The sequence below is a fragment of the Rummeliibacillus sp. TYF005 genome, assembly GCF_003844195.1.
Lineage (GTDB): Bacteria > Bacillota > Bacilli > Bacillales_A > Planococcaceae > Rummeliibacillus.
In genome coordinates this window covers 333091-351887 of record NZ_ML122542.1, presented here as the reverse complement: position 1 = coordinate 351887, position 18797 = coordinate 333091, and the positions used below count along the sequence as shown (strand labels likewise).

13 protein-coding genes are annotated in these 18797 nt (G+C 35.6%); 3 read left to right on the top strand and 10 right to left on the bottom strand.

The features are described from left to right. Positions 1-134 precede the first annotated feature (134 nt). Positions 135-839, top strand: a complete 705-nt coding sequence (locus tag CW357_RS03540; RefSeq protein WP_119416833.1) for a Crp/Fnr family transcriptional regulator — start codon at positions 135-137, stop codon at positions 837-839. Between the two features lie 186 nt (positions 840-1025). On the opposite strand, the gene CW357_RS03535 is transcribed toward CW357_RS03540, so the two are convergent. The 4 genes from CW357_RS03535 to CW357_RS03520 all read right to left on the bottom strand — a co-directional run bounded on the left by CW357_RS03535 (position 1026) and on the right by CW357_RS03520 (position 4675). Then, positions 1026-1691 carry an ABC transporter ATP-binding protein gene (locus CW357_RS03535; RefSeq protein WP_206426808.1) on the bottom strand — a complete coding sequence of 222 codons (666 nt, stop codon included), beginning with the start codon at positions 1689-1691 and terminating at the stop codon, positions 1026-1028. Between the two features lie 12 nt (positions 1692-1703). Beyond that, on the bottom strand, positions 1704-3263 hold the full coding sequence (locus CW357_RS03530; protein ID WP_124217355.1) for an ABC transporter permease: 1560 nt from the start codon (positions 3261-3263) through the stop codon (positions 1704-1706). A 283-nt stretch (positions 3264-3546) separates the two neighbouring features. After that, positions 3547-3855: a metal-sulfur cluster assembly factor gene (locus tag CW357_RS03525; RefSeq protein WP_119416818.1), complete on the bottom strand. Its 309-nt coding sequence runs from the start codon at positions 3853-3855 to the stop codon at positions 3547-3549. Between the two features lie 52 nt (positions 3856-3907). Further along, positions 3908-4675 carry a prolyl oligopeptidase family serine peptidase gene (locus tag CW357_RS03520; RefSeq protein ID WP_119416817.1) on the bottom strand — a complete coding sequence of 256 codons (768 nt, stop codon included), beginning with the start codon at positions 4673-4675 and terminating at the stop codon, positions 3908-3910. 427 nt (positions 4676-5102) lie between these two features. Here CW357_RS03520 and CW357_RS03515 point away from each other — a divergent pair, with 427 nt between their 5' ends. Both CW357_RS03515 and CW357_RS03510 read left to right on the top strand, forming a co-directional pair. Then, positions 5103-5912, top strand: coding sequence for a Cof-type HAD-IIB family hydrolase (locus tag CW357_RS03515; RefSeq protein WP_124217354.1), 810 nt, complete (start codon positions 5103-5105; stop codon positions 5910-5912). A gap of 20 nt (positions 5913-5932) precedes the next feature. Continuing rightward, positions 5933-6790: a DegV family protein gene (locus CW357_RS03510; protein WP_124217353.1), complete on the top strand. Its 858-nt coding sequence runs from the start codon at positions 5933-5935 to the stop codon at positions 6788-6790. A 337-nt stretch (positions 6791-7127) separates the two neighbouring features. Here the strand turns inward: CW357_RS03510 and CW357_RS03505 are convergent, their stop codons facing one another. The 6 genes from CW357_RS03505 to addB form a co-directional block, all read right to left on the bottom strand. After that, on the bottom strand, positions 7128-8594 hold the full coding sequence (locus CW357_RS03505) for an alpha-amylase family glycosyl hydrolase (protein ID WP_119416499.1): 1467 nt from the start codon (positions 8592-8594) through the stop codon (positions 7128-7130). Positions 8595-8982: 388 nt separating this feature from the next. Further along, positions 8983-9345, bottom strand: coding sequence for a YisL family protein (locus tag CW357_RS03500; protein ID WP_124217352.1), 363 nt, complete (start codon positions 9343-9345; stop codon positions 8983-8985). Positions 9346-9485: 140 nt separating this feature from the next. After that, positions 9486-10388 carry a fumarylacetoacetate hydrolase family protein gene (locus CW357_RS03495; protein ID WP_124217351.1) on the bottom strand — a complete coding sequence of 301 codons (903 nt, stop codon included), beginning with the start codon at positions 10386-10388 and terminating at the stop codon, positions 9486-9488. A gap of 41 nt (positions 10389-10429) precedes the next feature. Beyond that, a complete protein-coding gene (locus CW357_RS03490; protein ID WP_241155038.1) occupies positions 10430-11623 on the bottom strand; it encodes a DUF418 domain-containing protein in 1194 nt (397 codons plus the stop codon). A 12-nt stretch (positions 11624-11635) separates the two neighbouring features. Beyond that, a complete protein-coding gene (addA, locus tag CW357_RS03485; protein ID WP_124217350.1) occupies positions 11636-15298 on the bottom strand; it encodes a helicase-exonuclease AddAB subunit AddA in 3663 nt (1220 codons plus the stop codon). Further along, a complete protein-coding gene (gene addB, locus CW357_RS03480; RefSeq protein ID WP_124217349.1) occupies positions 15282-18788 on the bottom strand; it encodes a helicase-exonuclease AddAB subunit AddB in 3507 nt (1168 codons plus the stop codon). Before addB ends, addA begins: the two co-directional genes overlap by 17 nt. Positions 18789-18797 lie beyond the last annotated feature (9 nt).

Below are 18797 nucleotides of genomic sequence, written 5' to 3'. Positions count from 1 at the left end.
TGTTACCTATACTACTACTAATACTCATACTGTTCCGAAAAATTTTCAAAAGAAATGTGACAATTTAAATGTATCGAAATAATTCAATATTCCTATGTTATAATGAAGGAAAATTAGGGAAGGTTGTAGATGATATGGTAAACTCTTACACGATAGCTCCACTTCCTGATAATATTTCAAAGATTTTTAAAGAAAATGGTTCACTTATTAAAATTTCAAAAGGTAGTCATATTTGTCTAGAAGGTGAACGTGTAAAAGATATTTTCTACGTTGTATCCGGGAAAGTGATTTTATCCAAAGAAACTGTAAGTGGTAAAGAATTGACTCTACGAATTTGTGGAAGTAATGATTGTATTGGCGAGGGAATTATTTTTAGCAAAACAGGATATTATCCACTAAGTGCTAAAGCATTGGAACCATCAACTGTCATTACCCTCGATCGGAATTTGTTTGAAATGTGTTTAAGTCAAGAGCCTACTATATTAATAGAATGCATTAAGTGGTTGCAATTGCAAAATTTAAAAACACAAACAAAAATGCGCGATTTACTTTTATACGGGAAAAAGGGAGCGCTTTACTCCACTATTATACGTTTAACTAATACTTATGGCATTTTTCAAGATTCCGGAGACATTGTCATTGATTATCCATTAACTAATTCTGACCTTGCCAACCTATGTGCCACTAGTCGAGAAGTGATTAATAGAATGTTACATGATTTGAAAAAGCAAAAGGTCATCTCATTTGATAAAAGTATTATTACAGTCCATAATTTAGAATTTTTGAAGAATGAATGCGAATGTGAAAATTGCCCATTAAGTGTTTGTCGAATAGACTAGTTTACATCTTTTATCTATACCCATCTACAATATAACTATACAAAAAGCTTGGTTCTACAATGTGTAGCAACCAAGCTTTTTGATTTTATAGAAGTAGATTTCGTTAGTACCTTTGAGCTTGCGATTTGTTTGTTGCTAAATGAGGAATTCTTAGTTTGTTTATTACAACTCGTTGTTCCCCTATGTTCAATGATGTTGTAGTTCGTTAAATTTTTTATGTTTTAATTCGAGTACGATATCGCATTCTTTTGCGATTTCTCTTTCATGCGTGATGACAATGACGCATTTACCTTGCTCGTGGGCAAGTTCTTTAAAAAGCCGAATGATTTCTAAAGAATTTTTTTCGTCTAAGTTTCCTGTTGGTTCATCAGCTACTACAAGTTTTGCTTCACAGCACATAGCTCGTACGATTGCTACGCGTTGTTGCTGACCACCTGATAGATGTTGCACGTTTTTTTGTGCCATTTCCTTAGTAATCCCCACTTTTTCTAGCATAGAGAGCGCATAATCTTTCCTATTAGTAGATTGACTATGAGTGATTTCCATTGCGGATACAATATTATCTACTGCAGACATATAAGGTAGTAAATTATACGATTGGAATACAATCGACACACATTGGTTCCGGTAATTTGTAAGGCCTATCTTTTTTAATGATTTGCCTTCATACAGTATTTCACCTGTTTTTGGAACATCTAGTCCAGCGATCAAGGATAGAAAAGTTGTCTTTCCTGACCCGCTTGAACCTAAAATACTGTATAGTTTTCCCTTTTCAAATGTCAAATTTACATTTTCATATAAAGCATCATCTATATTTTTATACCAATAGTTTACGTCTTTTACTTCTAACATCATTTCACCCTCTTATGAGATTAAGATTTTTTTAGGTTGCATACGCATAACACCGATTGATGCAATGATTACTGCTAGGAAGCTAATAGCTAATCCAAATCCACCTAGCTCAACTAATTCTTTCAATGATAAAGTAATATTCAAATCTTCAATTTGCTTTGCGTTTTCTGCACTAGATGCTCCAAAGTTTGAGAAGGATGGCGCCCCTCCACCGTTTCCGGGACCGCCTTGACCACTAGGTGCCTGTCCTCTATTTCCGCTTGGTCCTCCGTTTTGACCAGGGCCTCCTTGATTATTTGGTGAAGAAGCCGTAGTTGTTGTTTGTTGTTCTAATAGCTGTTCACCCACTATATTGCCAACAAATTTACCACTTACTCCAGAAATGACAAGCGCAATGACTAGGACTGCAAGCAATTCTGCGAAAAATTGACCAATAATTTTGGTACGCTTTTCACCAAGAGATAGTAGTACTCCAATCTCATACTTGCGTTCGCGAATCGTTAATATAACGATTAATGCGAGAATCACAGTACCTGCTACTGATACAAGAATGACAATTTTTTGTGCAAAGCTCTCGACATTTTCAAGTGGTTGAATCATTTGTTGATATACTTGGTCATTTGTACGTAAGCTGTATGTGTCCGTATCAAGACCAGCTTTTTTAGCATCTTTCACAAATGTATCCATTTTTTCTGGATCAGATAATGTATAAACAGCTGAATCTGCACTATCTTTATAGTCAGCGCCTTTAACCTTATTAGCAAATGTATAAGAAGTATAAATGGCATTATAAGGATTTAAAGCGGCATTTCTCATACTTCTTGCGTCTGCCGTTTCGGACGTTTTGTAAATACCTACAACTTTCAATTTATAAGCTGTATCTTCATCTTCGGAATCGGCAACTTTAATCGTGTCACCTACTGAAATATCGTTTGCTTCTGCTAAGTTTGTTTCGATTACTGCTTTATTAGTATTGGCGTCATCTTCAGTAATACCTACACCTTCAGTAATTTCTGCCGTTCCATTTGTGAAGTTACTTACAGTATCTGTAGCATTTGTGCCTTCAATGGTGATATCTCCCGATGACATCTTCATCATCTGCATACCCCCACCACCAGGACCTCGTTGACTACTTCCTTCCTTGTTTGAAGCGTTAGAAGAAGCATCTTCTTCCCCATCATCTGAAGAAATAGCGTCAAAAGATTTCGCATTGACGGAAGTCGATGATGAAATGTTATAAGATGAGACGTTAGTCAACTTCGCTAATGTATTCACAGTATCTAGATCAACCGGTGTGATGGAAAAGCTCCCAGGGTCAGGTCGCTCACTCTTATCAGAGGAATCATCACTACTAGATGAACTTGACTTCTTCATCGCATTCTCCATGTTGGTAGATAGCGTAACCGTTGCCCCCATACTTTTCTTGGCATTTTCTGTTGCTTTAAGCGAAGCGCTTTGTATTGTTAATCCTGCTAAAATGAATATTAATATCGCTGAAAATACAAAAGTGAGTAAAAGAGTTCTCCCTTTTTTCGCTTTTGTACTATAAAAAGCACGTTTAATAAAATTCATTTAAAAGCCTCCTATCATAGTAAATTGTAAATTTCGCATTTTTTAAACTCAGTACATTTTTCATTCTCAATCCGAGCTCGTTTTTGATTGATGTCATTAGTACTGTATCTCGTTTACAAAACTAGTATAGAAAACGAATGTATCAGGAATGTGTCAAAGAAAAAAAACACTCGATTTCTTATTAGAAATCGAGTTAATCGTTAAAGTATTAAGATTTATCATATGTATATTGTTCTAAAAAAATCAGCAAGGAATTTTCTCCTCACTGATTGATTTTGTAATTTTATCGAATGCCAAGCGCCATTTTAGCATAGCGAGACATCATATCTTTTGACCAAGGTGGATTCCATACTACATTAACATCCACATCTTTTACTTCAGGAATCTCAAATAACGCTGTGCGAATTTGATCGACGATTACCGGACCTAATGGACAACCCATAGAAGTAAGTGTCATTGTAATCATGCAAATCCCTTCATCATTTAAATCTACATCATATACTAATCCAAGGTTTACGATATCGATACCAATTTCAGGGTCAATTACATTTTCCAAGGCACCTAGAATATTCTCTTTTAAATCTGCATCCATGATGTTTCCCCTTTCTCCATGTTGTTTACTACATCATATCATTCAGCAATCGTTATGCCAAATGGTCTGCAAGCCATTTTGTTCCTGCAAGCATTCCTGCACGGGAAACTTTATGACCAGCCTTCTTATCCACAATAAATGTTAAATCCTCAGGGTGTTCTGCATAATCTTGCTGTATACTTTCATAAAATGCATAAGCAGGTGCAAATGGAACTGTATGGTCTTTTTTACCATGCCAGAACAATACAGGACGTCCAGCCATAGTTTCAGGATGTTTGCTCATATCAAAGTAGCTAATTGTTTTATACATCTTGTCTAATTCTTCTTCACTTAAAGGAATGTCAAATCCTTTTTCTTTTATTTCTGCGATTTGACCTTTCGCCAATTCAAGATAAGCCGGCGCTCCCATCATAACAGAAGCTGTTTGAATCCATGGATACACTTTTAAGCAACCCATTGTTACAATTGCACCCATAGAAGTTCCTGAAAGACCGATTTTATCGGTTTCAAGTAAGCCTCTTTCTTTCAATTGTTTATATAAATAAGCCACTTCTTCGATTGAAGTAAGGACAATCTCCCAGAAACGTAAACTTATTTGAATTTCATCTAAGTTCTCATCACGCTCACCATGTAGCAAGGCATCAGGCAATAAAACACGTACACCTCTATTTACTAACTGATATGCATAATGTAGATTATGCTCTTTTGCACTTTCAAATCCATGTAAAAAAATGACTACTGGTGATTTTGCAGTGACAGTTTCTTCATTATATATATGCAACAAAGGGATATTACCCCAAACTTCATGATCCACTTTCATCCTATTCACTCCCTTATCTCTATATTGTAATGTTATCAAAAAATAGGAACCGTTACAAAGCTTTGGTTGATAGAACATGCTTTATGTATTTAGGAAATCAAAATTTAGTATTTGCAGGTTTATAAAAAATACACACTTGAATCAATCTATTAAATCTTAATTGTAGTAACATAATAACCGACTAATTTGAGAATACGATCATTAATATTGGAAATCCTAAGACGAATTCTTCATTAAAATACTTTTGAAAAAGAGTCTATAACAAAAACACTAACATTATTATTATGCTAACATCACTAAACTTTGACGAAACACACATAGAAAGGATAAACTTTATATATATTTCCTTAAGTTGGTGGTATTTTTCCACATACTTAAGGACAAATTATATCCCCGATGAATAAGAAAAACGAAGGGAGTGTTACGAATGGTACAACCCCATTTGATTGTTTTAGATTTAGATGGTACTCTATTAACCGATGAAAAAGTGATTTCTGAGAAAACGAAGCGCACGTTATTAAAGGCAAAAGATGCAGGTCATGAAGTGATGATTGCAACTGGACGACCTTATCGTGCGAGTAAAATATATTATCATGAACTAGGTTTACATACACCAATTGTCAATTTCAATGGTGCTTTCGTTCATCATCCATTAGATCAAAATTGGCAAACTGTACACAGCCCAATCGAACTTAAAGTTGTTCAAGAGGTAGTTGAATCCTTAAATCGTGATCAGTTTGAAAACCTGGTTGCTGAAGTAATGGATGACGTATATGTCCAATACCATGATGAAAAATTACTCAATATTTTTAGTATGGGAGATCCTAGAGTTACAACAGGTGCCTTAAGAGATTATTTAAAAGACAATCCAACAAGTCTTCTAATCCAATCTAACGAAAAAAGTGTTCCTACTATTCGCAAATACTTAGCGGATACAAAAGCGGAACTCATTGATCATAGACGTTGGGGAGATCCTTTCCCAGTGATTGAAATTGTAAGACATGGTATGAACAAGGCTGTTGGTTTATCTCATGTTGCAAAAGATTTAGGCATTCCTCGTAATCGAATAATAGCATTTGGCGATGAGGATAATGATTTAGAAATGATCGATTACGCAGGTGTAGGTGTTGCCATGGGTAACGGAATCGGCCAACTGAAAAATATCGCAAATGAAATTACCAAAACAAATAATGAAGATGGAATTGCCGAAATATTAATCGATCGTCTTCGTTTATAAGAAATATAGGGGGTTGAAAAATGAAGATCTATGCAGATAGCGCTTCTGATTTACCGAAATCGTTTTACGAACAAAACAATGTCATCATATTACCACTACGAGTTCAAATGAAAGGACAAGAATATGATGACGTAATTGGTGTTGACATGCAAGATGTGTACGATACGATCCGTGCAGGGGAAATGTTAAAAACATCACAAGTCTCACCAGAACTATTCTTAAAAGAGTTCACTGCACTTGCACAATCCGGTGAAGAAGGACTTTATATTGCTTTTTCATCTCAACTTTCAGGAACATATAATACAGCAGTTATGATGGCGGAACAAGTAAAAGAAAAATATCCTGACCTTAAATTAGTTATCATAGATTCTAAATGCGCTTCAATGGGATGTGGCTTACTTGTTAAAGAAGCAGTACGCCTCCGCGAAGAAGGAGTATCCTTCGAACAAATCGTTGAAAAAATCCGTTTCAATGCTGAACATATGGAACACTTATTTACAGTAGGAGATCTAAACCACCTAGCAAAAGGCGGCCGTTTATCAAAAGCTAGTGCCTTTATCGGTAGCATATTAAGCATTAAACCCGTTCTTGATGTTGAAGACGGTAAATTAGTTCCTATTGAGAAATATCGTGGACGTAAGAAAGTTATAAACAGACTTATCGAGTTAATGGCTGAACGCGGTGATTCCCTTTCAGAACAAGTTATTGCTATTTCACATAGTGATGATTTAGAAGATGCCGAAGAGGTCAAATCACTAATCATTGAAAACTTCCATCCAAAAGCAGTTGAAATTCATTTAATAGGTTCAGTTATTGCTGCACATACTGGAACTGGAACATTCGGTATCTATTTCTTAAATAAACTACCAAAAGAATAATAGTTGTCTCAATTTAAACCCCCGATTTCAATTTTAATCGGGGGTTTTAGATTATATACTGCAATTTGTGGACAAACTTGGATAAATCTACCCTCTAAATATGACTTAAATTGCTGAGAGGGCGAATACAATTCCTTATGGAGCGAATAAAATCCATGTGGGAGCGAATATTCTCGGGTAAAGAGCGAATTATTCCTCACAGAGAGCGAATAAACCGTCCAAAATTTTATACCGCACAGCAAATTCTGATTCCAAAATATACACATCTCAAGTATTGCTATTTAAAAAAGGATATAAAAATCCCTTGATCTCTTCGATGAAATCAAGGGATTTTTCGTTATGCATTTTTACGGTTACGGCCTCTTCTTAATATAGCTACTATAAAAGCGATGAATAGGACGTAAACTAATCCTAACGCAATCATATATGGAATATTGATACCTTTTTTATCTGTTACTTGATAAAGTTCTACGAGTTCACGTTCTAATACTAAATTATATTTACCATTGTCACTTTGATGTACAATATCACTTTCGAAAAGACCACGGAGCTCTTTGTTTTGCCCAACAACAGATGAATCTAATTGATATCTTTTCGTTTTATCTGTATTGTTGACCATCACTATCCATTTTTCATCATTAGAATAACGTTCATAAACCATGAGGCCATTTTTATTTTCTAATAATTTAAATTTACCAGTACGAAGCGTTTGTGATTTATTTCGAACTGATTGGAGATCCTCAAGGTAATCCATGATGTCTTCTTTCGTTCTGAAATCCATTGCTGCATGAGTTTCTGTAGGTTTAACACCATTTTGAGCAATTTCCGTACCGTAAGTGACGATTGGTACACCAGGCATTGTCATTAAAGCCCCTAATGCTACTTTGATGCGTGTTGGTGGAAACATATTTTCTTCAGCAGCTGCATGTGTAAAACGCGCACTATTTAAATCATCTATCATTAATGCTGTCGGTTTGTTTGTTTCACCGTTTACAAATGACTTGTACGGTTCTTCTACTTTAGATGAGTCTTCATCGACATTTTTAAAAATTGATTGATACGTGCCAATCGTTTGTGGATTGTAATCTATATCAAAATCTGCATCACTTGGTTCGTTTGAAATTACATAAAGTTCTTTATCTTGTTGTTTTAAAGCTTTAATCATTTTATTGATAAATGCTGTATCTACATTTTCTAACTGTGTTAATCTGATCCCATCTACTTTATATTTTGCTATAAAGTTAGTCGCAGCATCTATTAATGCTTGTTGCACATCTGGGTTATTTGTATTCCAATTAATGCGATGATTATTAGCCACCGTATACCAATCATTATGATTTTCTTCTAGTGCCCAGGCATGGTCTTTACTTACATTATTAATCGGGAAATCGACCATTGATTTAATATCATTTTTGTGTAAATTTTTAATTAGTGATTTTAATTCTTTGCTTGTACCAAAATGTCTTTCTACTTTGCTATAATCTACTACTGCACTTCCATCATATGTAGTGGATGAAAAAACAGATCCTAAAGAAATCATGGTAAAGCCCATACTTTTAATATGTTCTATTTTTGTATCAATACCAGCAAAATCACCGCCATGAAAGGCTTTTGAATCTTTTGCATTAATATTATAATCGTTTTCCACGCTTTTATTGAAAAAACGATCGACTAGTACATCATAGATACTTTCGTTCTCAATTTGATGTGTGCTTTCTTCGGCATGTGCAATTGTCGTTGTTCCAATTGTAGACGCTAACAATGCTGATGCCACAGCCGTACTTATCCATTTTGCTACGTTCACTCTGAAGTCCTCCTCTGCAGAACTGTCCAAAGTAATTTTAACAAACCAATTCGAAACTCTCCATGCTTTCACTCAAAAAACACATAAAACAAAAACAAATTCGACAAAACTGTGAAAATCATCACCTTTTACCAAAAGTATAACCAGCCACCACTTTGTTTCAATCATATTTTGCAAATGGAAATTTCCTCAAAATAGAAAGCTCTAAAGGAAATAAAACATCCTAAAATAGAAATAAACTCATCAAAATTAGAAATAAAGAATCTTAAAAAAGTAATAAAACCTCCCAAAATAGAAATAAAGCTAGCCATTCCCCGCAAATCTTTCTTTGACTATAAAAAAACATCCCAACATAGTTAGGATGCGAAGTCTTTCTGCTATTTAATTCTTAAAAACCTGCGTGTAGAAATCCTAGTGGTAGGCGATAGCCCATGTAAACAGTGAATGCAAGAACAAGAATAAATATAATCCAAAGAACACCAGTAGATTTTTCTTTTTCTTTACGCATTAAAACAATTTCCATCATACTAATTACTAGAAGTCCACCCACTAGTTTTAAGCCATATTCCATAGCTAGATTACCAGCCATTTGTAAACTAAATACATATCCACCTGAAATAAGGATCAAAATGTAGAATACGCGTAAAATCATATGAGTAACTTTTTGACCTTTAGATCCTGCATGCATCATGGCAGATACAAGGAAAAGGATGATTGCGATTACAATCGAAGTTAAATGCAAGTGTATCATTTTTCTAAATCCTCCATATACTTTTTAATTGTCACATTTATCCTATCAAATCAGTAGTAACTATACAAATATAAGAGACCGATGGAAAGATACTTTCCATCGGTCTGTGTCAAAGTGATGGCTATATTCTAGCAAATTACTTACTCAAAGCGATTTACTAAAGTACCAATTCCTTCGATAGATACTTTGACAACGTCGCCAGATTTAAGGTATTGAGGTGGATTCATACCTAGACCTACACCAGCTGGAGTTCCAGTAAGAATCACATCGCCTGGTTCTAACGTAACTAGTCTAGAAATATCAACTATTAAATCCTCTACGGAATGCATCATATCTCTCGTTGTTCCATTTTGACGAACTTCATCATTTACTTTTGTCACAACTGTTAAATTTTGAGGATTTGGAATTTCATCTTTTGTTACTAAGTATGGTCCCATTGGGCATGAACCATCTAAACTTTTACCTAAGAAGAATTGTTTATGTTTTGATTGTAAATCACGTGCAGTAATATCATTAGCAATTGTGTAACCAAATACATAGTCAAATGCTAAATTTTTAGGAATGTTCTTGCCTTTTTTCGCAATGACAACAGCAAGTTCTCCTTCATAATCTAATTGTGAAGTCACATCAGCATGAACAGATAATGTTTGCTCATCCGCAGCGATGGCTGTTGGAGCTTTAGTGAAGACCATAATATCTTCAGGTGCGTGCTCTGAACCCATTTCTTTTGCATGCTCATCATAGTTTTTACCGATACAAATAATATTTTTAGTTGTACGTGGTATTGGTGCTAACCATTCAATTTCTTTGAAGTCGCGTTTGAATTGTGATGGATCCTCTAACTCTTGTGCTGCTCTTACTAGTTTTCGAGTTTGCTCAACAAACTCATAGCCATTTGTCATACCTTCTACAATGGTTTTTGCATAAGAAGGGAGCACTTGAAGCGATTCTTGAATTGCTAATACATCCCAAACAGCTTCTTCTTTTTTGACCTTTGGACCAAAACTTAAAATGTCGTTATAACGAAATGATAAAATTTTCATGAATATTCTGCACTCCTTCTTTTTTTACCATAATACAACATTTACACACTTTTTTCCTCTTTTTTCGGCATATATTTTCCATAAGTTATTCTTTTCCATACTGCTTCAATCGGTCCTTGCTTAAAAAATAGAAACCAAAGTGATGCAAAGACAAGTTGTATCGCATATATACCAACAGCCAAAAATGTTGCTGTATCTACTCCTACTTTACCGTAAAGGCCAAATCCAAAATGATAAAAAATTAATGTGCAAATAATAGATTGCGTTAGATACACCGTCATCGACATTCGCCCGGCTTTTGCTATAGGAGTTAATATCTTTGTTGCAAAAGGAATGCAACAGATTAAGACAATCACACTTGCATAACCAATAGCTAATATTGGGCCGCCAAAATAAGTTTGTACATAATCTAAAAAATAATTACGATTCAGTGTAAATGGTAGAGACTTCAAATAGATGCCAAGTGGTATCATTATGACTGCTAATATGCCCCATAAAATATATTTGTCTTTTGCTTTTTCAATCAATTGCCATTTGGAAGCGGCTGCTCCAATAAGCATATAAGGCAAAATAGTAAAGAGTGCCATCAACCACATAAATGGAGAAAATTGAACAGATAAATCCGATAAACGTTGGATAAATGCATCTGTCCAAGAACCTGCACCATATGCTTTTAAAGCACTTTCCATCGATTGAATATCGATAAATTGAGACGATTCCGTACTTGAAGGATCCGCGATTGACGCTAATCCTGTTAATAATGCTAAAACACCGTTAATCCCCATATAAAAGATTAAACCAATAGCCAATAAGAATCCCGGCTTTAAGCGAATGAGCGTAAGTAGTACTAATCCACAAAAAGCATAAGTCATCAGAATATCTCCCCACCAGATTAAAAAGGCATGCAATATCCCTATAACAAATAAAACAACGAGTCTCTTTATACCAAATTTATAAAACGAATCCCCTAATCGAGTAGCTTTTGCGTATTGCATCGCAAGCCCATAGCCAAAAAGCATGGAAAACAAAGGATAAAAGCTTCCTTGTACAAAAATATCCAGACCCTTTTGAAATTCCTTATCGATTGGAACTGAAAAAAATGTTTTCAAATCGATATAAGGAGCTGGTGTACTAAATGCAAACATATTCACTAGTAAAATCCCTAGTAAGCTAACACCTCTTAAAATATCTAACGTATCAATTCTTTGCTTACTAGTTGTTGGTGTACTATTCAATCCTATTTCCCCCTACAAAACAACCGACCTTTTTGCATCGAAAGCATAAATTACTTTTTCATGTATATCGATTTGTAATATTTCTTCTAACGCTTCTTTATATAATGAAAGTTGAACGTCATATCGTTTCATCATTTCTTTCCGTAAGCCGTCAATTGTTTTCATATTTGGCTGAATTCTATCTGTTTTATAATCAAGCAATATCCAATTTCCATTGTGTTCTTGAAGTAAACAGTCAACAACACCTTGCACAATTTGCGTATCACCATCACGGTCATCTAAGCTAATCGTAAATGGCATTTCTCGATATATTTTTTGAGCATCCATAAAACGACGACCAATCTCCGTTTCAAAAAAGGCAATGATTTTCGTTGCTTGTACAGCAGTTGCTTCTTCTTTCGTCAATAGTTGGCGTTCTACTAATGTAGATACAAATTGTTGAACTGCTTCTATGTTATGCAAACCAACCTGTGGTATATGTTGCATCACAGTATGCATCGCTGTTCCAATTTCTGCTGCTGTTAATGATCGCTGTTGTAAAAAAGCAGGTCTTGTCGCAACTCTTTGCTGATTCGATGCAGCTTTAGTGAACAGTTCAGGTTCTTCTTGTGCTTCTAAATGTTGAATCCTTTTTAACTCACTGACAGATGTTTTTGAACGCTTAGTAATTGCATTTTCAAAAGTATACGGAGTATCAAATCGTTTACGAATTTCAGTTAGAATTGCATCATCTACAGATTGTTCCTCTTGTAATTCCTCTTCTTCCGTTACTTCTTCAACACTTCCAGATTGAAGTTCATCGGTATCCATGACGGTTAATTTCCAATGAGATAATTCTGAATGATTTTCATCATGCCCTTCAAAATCAGGATGTCTTGCAAAAGCTGGTCCAATCCAGTCTAAATAATTCTTTGCTTTTGCTCGAAGATAGTCAGGTAGTTTCTCACCAGAGATTCGTTGTGATTCCATCCAATTCTTTTTCGTCTTTTCCCAATCTTTTACCGAACCTACTAAAAATAATTTTTCTTTCGCTCTTGTCATTGCAACATACAAGATACGCATTTCTTCTGACTTCATCTCTAATGTTTTCTTTTCAACCATTGCTAAAAACGGTAAAGATTTATATTGAAGACGTTTTTCAGGATCAATCATTTTTACTGCTAAACCAAATTCTTGGTCAAATAAATATGGTAAATGGAAATCCATTTTGTTAAATTCTCTACCAAGCCCTGCAACAAAAACATATGGGAATTCCAAACCTTTTGATGAGTGAATTGTCATAAGTCGAACGACATTTTCCTTTTCACTAATCGCACGTGCTGCTCCTAAATCATCACCACGTAATCGCATTCTCTCTACAAATCGTAAGAAACGGAACAATCCACGGAAGGATGTCTTTTCATAGGCAATTGCTCGGTCATATAATGCTCGTAGGTTAGCTTGACGTTGTTTCCCATTAGGCATTGCACCGACCATTTCATAATAATTCGTATCCATGTAAACACGCCATATTAAATCCGCTAACGAACCACGTCTAGCTAAATCACGCCAATCCTCCAATTGTAGTAAGAATCGTTGTAGCTTCTCCGCAGTGGCTGATTTTAGCCCTGCTCCCTCGTTACGAACAAATTGCTTTAACGCATCATAGAAAGCTGCTTTTGGCTCTGCTAATCGAATGCTAGCTAACTCATTTTCAGTTAACCCAACAAATGGTGCTCGTAAAACAGATGCAAAAGGAATATCTTGATATGGATTATCGATAATTTTTAATGTGTTTAACATGATCATTACTTCAAGCGCTTCAAAATACCCTGTTGAAATTTCCGCATAGAGTGGAATTCCCGCAATTTTAAACTCTTCTACCATATCAACAGACCATGTCATAGACCGCATTAAGATGACAAAATCTCTATATTCAACGGGTCTTTCTTTTTTCTCCCACGGATCATAGACAACCATATTAGAATCCATAATACGTTTTATTTCTTTTATGATAAAACGTGCTTCTTGCTGAGATTTTTTTAATTCTTCTTCCACTTGCTCTAAATCTTTTTCATCGTCTTCTTTTGATGTGTGTAAAATCACCAATTCAAGAGGCATTTTCTTTTCATCATAAGGAGCTTTTGGTTTTAAAGAAGCTGCATCATCATATTCTACTTCGCCAACTTCTTTTCCCATCACTTGTGAGAATACATAGTTTGTTCCATGAAGTACCTCTGGTCGACTGCGGAAGTTCGCGTTTAGATCAATACGTAATCCTGTATTCGTAGGATTCTCATTATAAGTTAAATATTTTTGCAAAAATAGCGTTGGTTCAGCTAAACGAAAACGATAAATAGATTGCTTTACATCTCCAACCATAAACATATTCCCATTCGATGCATCGCCACTTTTGACTAATTGCAAAATGGTTTCTTGTATACGGTTTGTATCTTGATATTCATCAACTAAAACTTCTTTAAAACGCTCACGATAGTCTATCGCTACGGAGGATGGTACTAGTTTTCCATCTACTTCATCAGCTAAAATTGATAGCGCATAATGTTCTAAATCAGAAAAATCAACTAATCCTTTTTCATTTTTTGCCTTACCATATTGCTCACTAAATTGACTCGCAAGTTCTACCAATGTTTCGATTATTGGTTTCATCAATCGAATTTCTTCTAATAGTTTTTCTGGTGAACGTTTGAAAAAGGTATTGATGGGTTCTTCAAACATTTCTTTAGCTTGTTTTCGTTTTGACTTAGCAAGTTCTAATAATTCCTCATCGCAACTTCCCTTTTTTTGAGCTTTTGCACGATCTAGTTTAACAGATTGGAAAAATTGATAAGCTTCGTTCCAACTACGCTCTACTATAAAACCTCTTGCTTCTTGAAACAGGATTAAATCCTTTTGTGCAGTTTCTCCATAAGCAAATGGGCCATCTGGTTGTAGAGAAAGTTGATGGACTTCTTCTATTAAGCCAATTGCGCCTTCAATATTGTGTAGAATTGCTTTTTTTATATGAGGTGTAATATCTAAATCATCAATCGTCGCATCATCAGCAATTGCGTATTTTTGAGGTAGTGAATGCAACCATTTAATCGGTTCTGGATTAACTCTAGACATCTCATAAAGCTTTTGAAGCAATACTTCAATGGCTTGGTCATCCCGATCAGATGTAAAACTATCTACTAGACGATAAATAGCTTCTGCATTTTCTCCGTCATACGCAGCCTCCAACACCTCTGCTAGAGTATCATCTCTTAACAAAGCTGCTTCTGTATCATCAGCAATTCTAAAGCCAGGGTCAATATCTAACATATAGGCATACTGACGAACGATATTTAAGCAAAATGAGTGCAAGGTTGAAATCTGTGCTTTATTAATCAGACTCAATTGTCTACGTAAGTGCTTGGATTGTGGGTTTTTACTTATTTCCTTTTCCAAAGCATTTGCCATTCTATGACGCATTTCAGCAGCTGATGCATTTGTAAATGTTACGACTAATAATTGGTCTACATCTATTGGATTTGTAGTTGATATTACTTTTTCAATCATACGATTGATCAAAACAGCTGTTTTACCTGATCCCGCTGCTGCTGAAACGAGTATATCTTGTCCAGATGCCCAAATAGCTTTCCATTGGGCATCTGTCCAAGTTGCATCATCTGGTTTCTTAGGAATTTGATTCATCTTGTCCACCTTCCTTACGTATTTTTTGAATAATTTCATCTGGTTTCTCTACGGAAAGTTGACGATAATGTTGTTCTGGGTCCGTTGTATCAAATTGACAGACACTCTTATATGAACAAAACTCACATGCTGTGCGCTGTTTCATTCTAAATGGGCTAATATCTGTATGTCCCTCTAAAATTTCTTCTCCAGCTTTTCGGTGTTTGTTTCGAACAAAGTGTTGCAATGTTTTCATATCATTGGGAGCAATAATAGATGATTGACTTGGTGAAGTGCTACCATCCTTTTTCATGTAAACAGGCACTACTTGAGAATGACCACTCTTCGTTGTTAATTGATCATCCATCGCTATAATAGAATCATAGTCATCCAATAATAATCCTCGCATTTTAAAATCTTTTAGTCGTTCACTTTCTGCCTCGTCTGCTGTCAAGCTTATATCTGGGCTTAACATAGGGTTATGAACATGAATATACAAAACCCCTCCAGCTTCTGCATGAATCGGGAGCCATTCGTCCGAATTCGTAATCGCAACATCTAAATACGTCAACATTTGTAGTGATAAACCATAATAGACATCATTTAAATCTAACTTATGCGGAGAAGATTTATAGTCAACTACACGGATATAAGGCTTACCATTGACTGTTGTCGCATCCACTCTATCTATTCGCCCACGCATTTGCATTTTCTTATGATTATTCAATTCAATAATAAGTGGTGGAAGCGGCTCATTTGGTCCGAATGCAGCTTCAAGTGCAATCGGCTTAAACCCTGAAACTCTTGCGTGTTGGCTAAGTGATTGTAATGTTCTTTGTACAATAAATGTTAATTTACGAGCAATATAACGATAACGGGCGGTACTTAGTAAAATTTGATGGTAAAGCAGTGGCGATATTTCCTCAACTGCTTTTTTAGCCAATATTGCACATTGTTCGGTCGATAGTTGTGCCCATGTTAATTTCATACGATCTGTTTCTTCTGCAATCCATTTCAATGCAGCATGAAATAAATCCCCAATCGTTGGCGTTTCTAAGCGATATACCGCTCTTTCTTCTAAATGTAAACCATATGTAGAAAAATGGGCGAACGGACATCGATAGAATTTTTCTATTCGTGATACACTGGAATTTAGTGTGGATCCATACAATGCTTCTGTATTTTCTGGTGTTAACTTTTCTGCCGTATTTGGTGTTGTTAAAGGTCGCATTAATCGTTCTAAAACAGTCTTCCAATATGGATCTTCTTCATAATAGCGTTTCAACGCAAGCCATTCAGGGGCTATTTCCCCGTCTTCTTGATGTAAACGAAGTTGCTTCATCAAATAAGCTAAAGAAGTACTTGGATGCATTATATAAGTAAGTGCACTTTGCTCTTCTGTAGATTCACTTGGATCGACTAATGCGATTGTCTTCTTAATATCGACTAACTGTTCTTCTAAACGATTAATATAAAGAGACGGTAATAGTGCTTTACTTTCCTCATCTGCTATTGCATAGGAGACAATAAGTCGATCTGATTGCATTGTAAAAACATGATAAGCAATAAATTCTTCTTCTAACAATCTTGCTTTTGAAGTCGGTGCAATTTCGTAACCCGTTTGTAAGAACCATTCACGTTCGTTATCTGCTAGCAGACCTTCGTAGTCTATTCGTTTCGGATAAACGCCTTCATTGACGCCTATAACAAATACCGCCTTCATCTTTGATAAACGAGCAATATCCGCATTAGCGACAGTGACTTGATCTAGAGATGGTGGAATACGAGAAAACTCTAACGTATCAAATCCTTCATCTAATATTTCATATACTTCTTCCAGCGTCATTGGTTGATCTCCGAATAACATCACAAACTGATCTAAAATCTCGACCCAATGATTCCAAGCTTGTTCATGTTCACTCGCTTCTAATAAAAGACCTTTCTCTATTTCATGGTCTTTTAGTGCTTGTAGCTTATCATAGACCTCAAGGCCTTCGATAAAGTTATATAAAGCTGCAATAATTTCTCGACCTGTTGTTGCTTCTTTTAGTTGTTCTTCAAAAGCTTTTAAAGGTTCACGGATTTTCCCACGAACGGCTTCAATTTCTTGTTGATAAGCACGTTCTTCATCTGTTTGGTTTTTCGTGAATAATTCTAAACCGCGGTATTTTTTATATAACCATCGTTTCTCTTCAAACCAACGATTACCATAAATTCCTTGTGCAAGTACAAAGTTTTCCAATATATCTGCTCTTTCTCTCCACACTTGAATATCGGATGTGCGAGGGAAAAACAAATCTGTTTTAATTGCCCGGAAAATAGGTTCATACTTCCAATCAGACTGAATTACTTCTAATGCAGAGCGACTTAACTCTATTAGTGGATGATGAAGCATCGGTTTTTTCTGACTGACAAAGACAGGAATATCGTATTGTGGGAAAGTTGTAGCGATTAAAGGATCGTAGACATCAGCTTGACGATAGATAATTGCAATATCGCGATACCGCATATGCTCATTTTGTGTTAGTTCTTTAATCTTTCGAGCAACAGCATGGATCTCTGCTCGTCGATTAGCAGCCTCAATGATTTCTACACTACCGTCACTTTCTTTTGAAACTGGCGGGAACACTTCAAATTGTCTCTCAATATGTCGTAAATCAGCTGTATGAAATCTTCGTTGTTCTTTACAATGGTAGATAGGTTCAACTTCTATCCCATTTTCAAAAGCTAAATCTTTTAGTCTTGAACATGTACGAGCCGATTGGTAAAACAAAGCTTGTTCGTCATCAGCATCAGCTTCTGATTCCATTGGTAAAACGACTGTTACGCGATGAGCTATTTTCAATAATTCTTGAACCAATTCAAATTCTCTTGTTGTAAAAGCTGTAAAACCATCGATATATATATCCGCTTCGCGAATCATTTTTGAATCGACTAATTGAGACGTTAAAAGTGGGTAATACCCTTCACTATCAATATATGTAGTCCCTAAAGCATCTTCAATCGCCTGAACGAGTAAATGTAAATCATGGATTTTATCTCTTAATGTTTTTGGTGCATCTACTTGTTCGAAACTTTTCTCTAATTGATCTAGCGCGGCACTATCTAAACTATATCGACTAAATTCTTTTAATAAGGATTCCATTTCAGCGGTAAATCCACGCTTATCTGCAGCCTTGCGAAACAAAGCGAATTCTTCTTTATGGTTTTCTAATAATTTTCGAATAAGCATTCGGTATCCAAAACCATTGACTTCTTTTCGGCTTATACCACCGGTTTCTTGCAAAACACGCCAGGCTAAACGTTTAAAAGTGGTAACCTGTGCTCTTATTAACCCCTTCACATCATAATCATGTGTCATATCATACTCGGCTGAAAATGACATTTGGTCTGGGACTATCAAAAAAATTGGTGAACCAAGTGGATTTTTTTTCACCTCATTCACAATCTCTTGTTGAATATATGTCGTTTTACCAGTGCCTGAACGCCCTGTTACAACACGCAGCGACATTTAAAAACC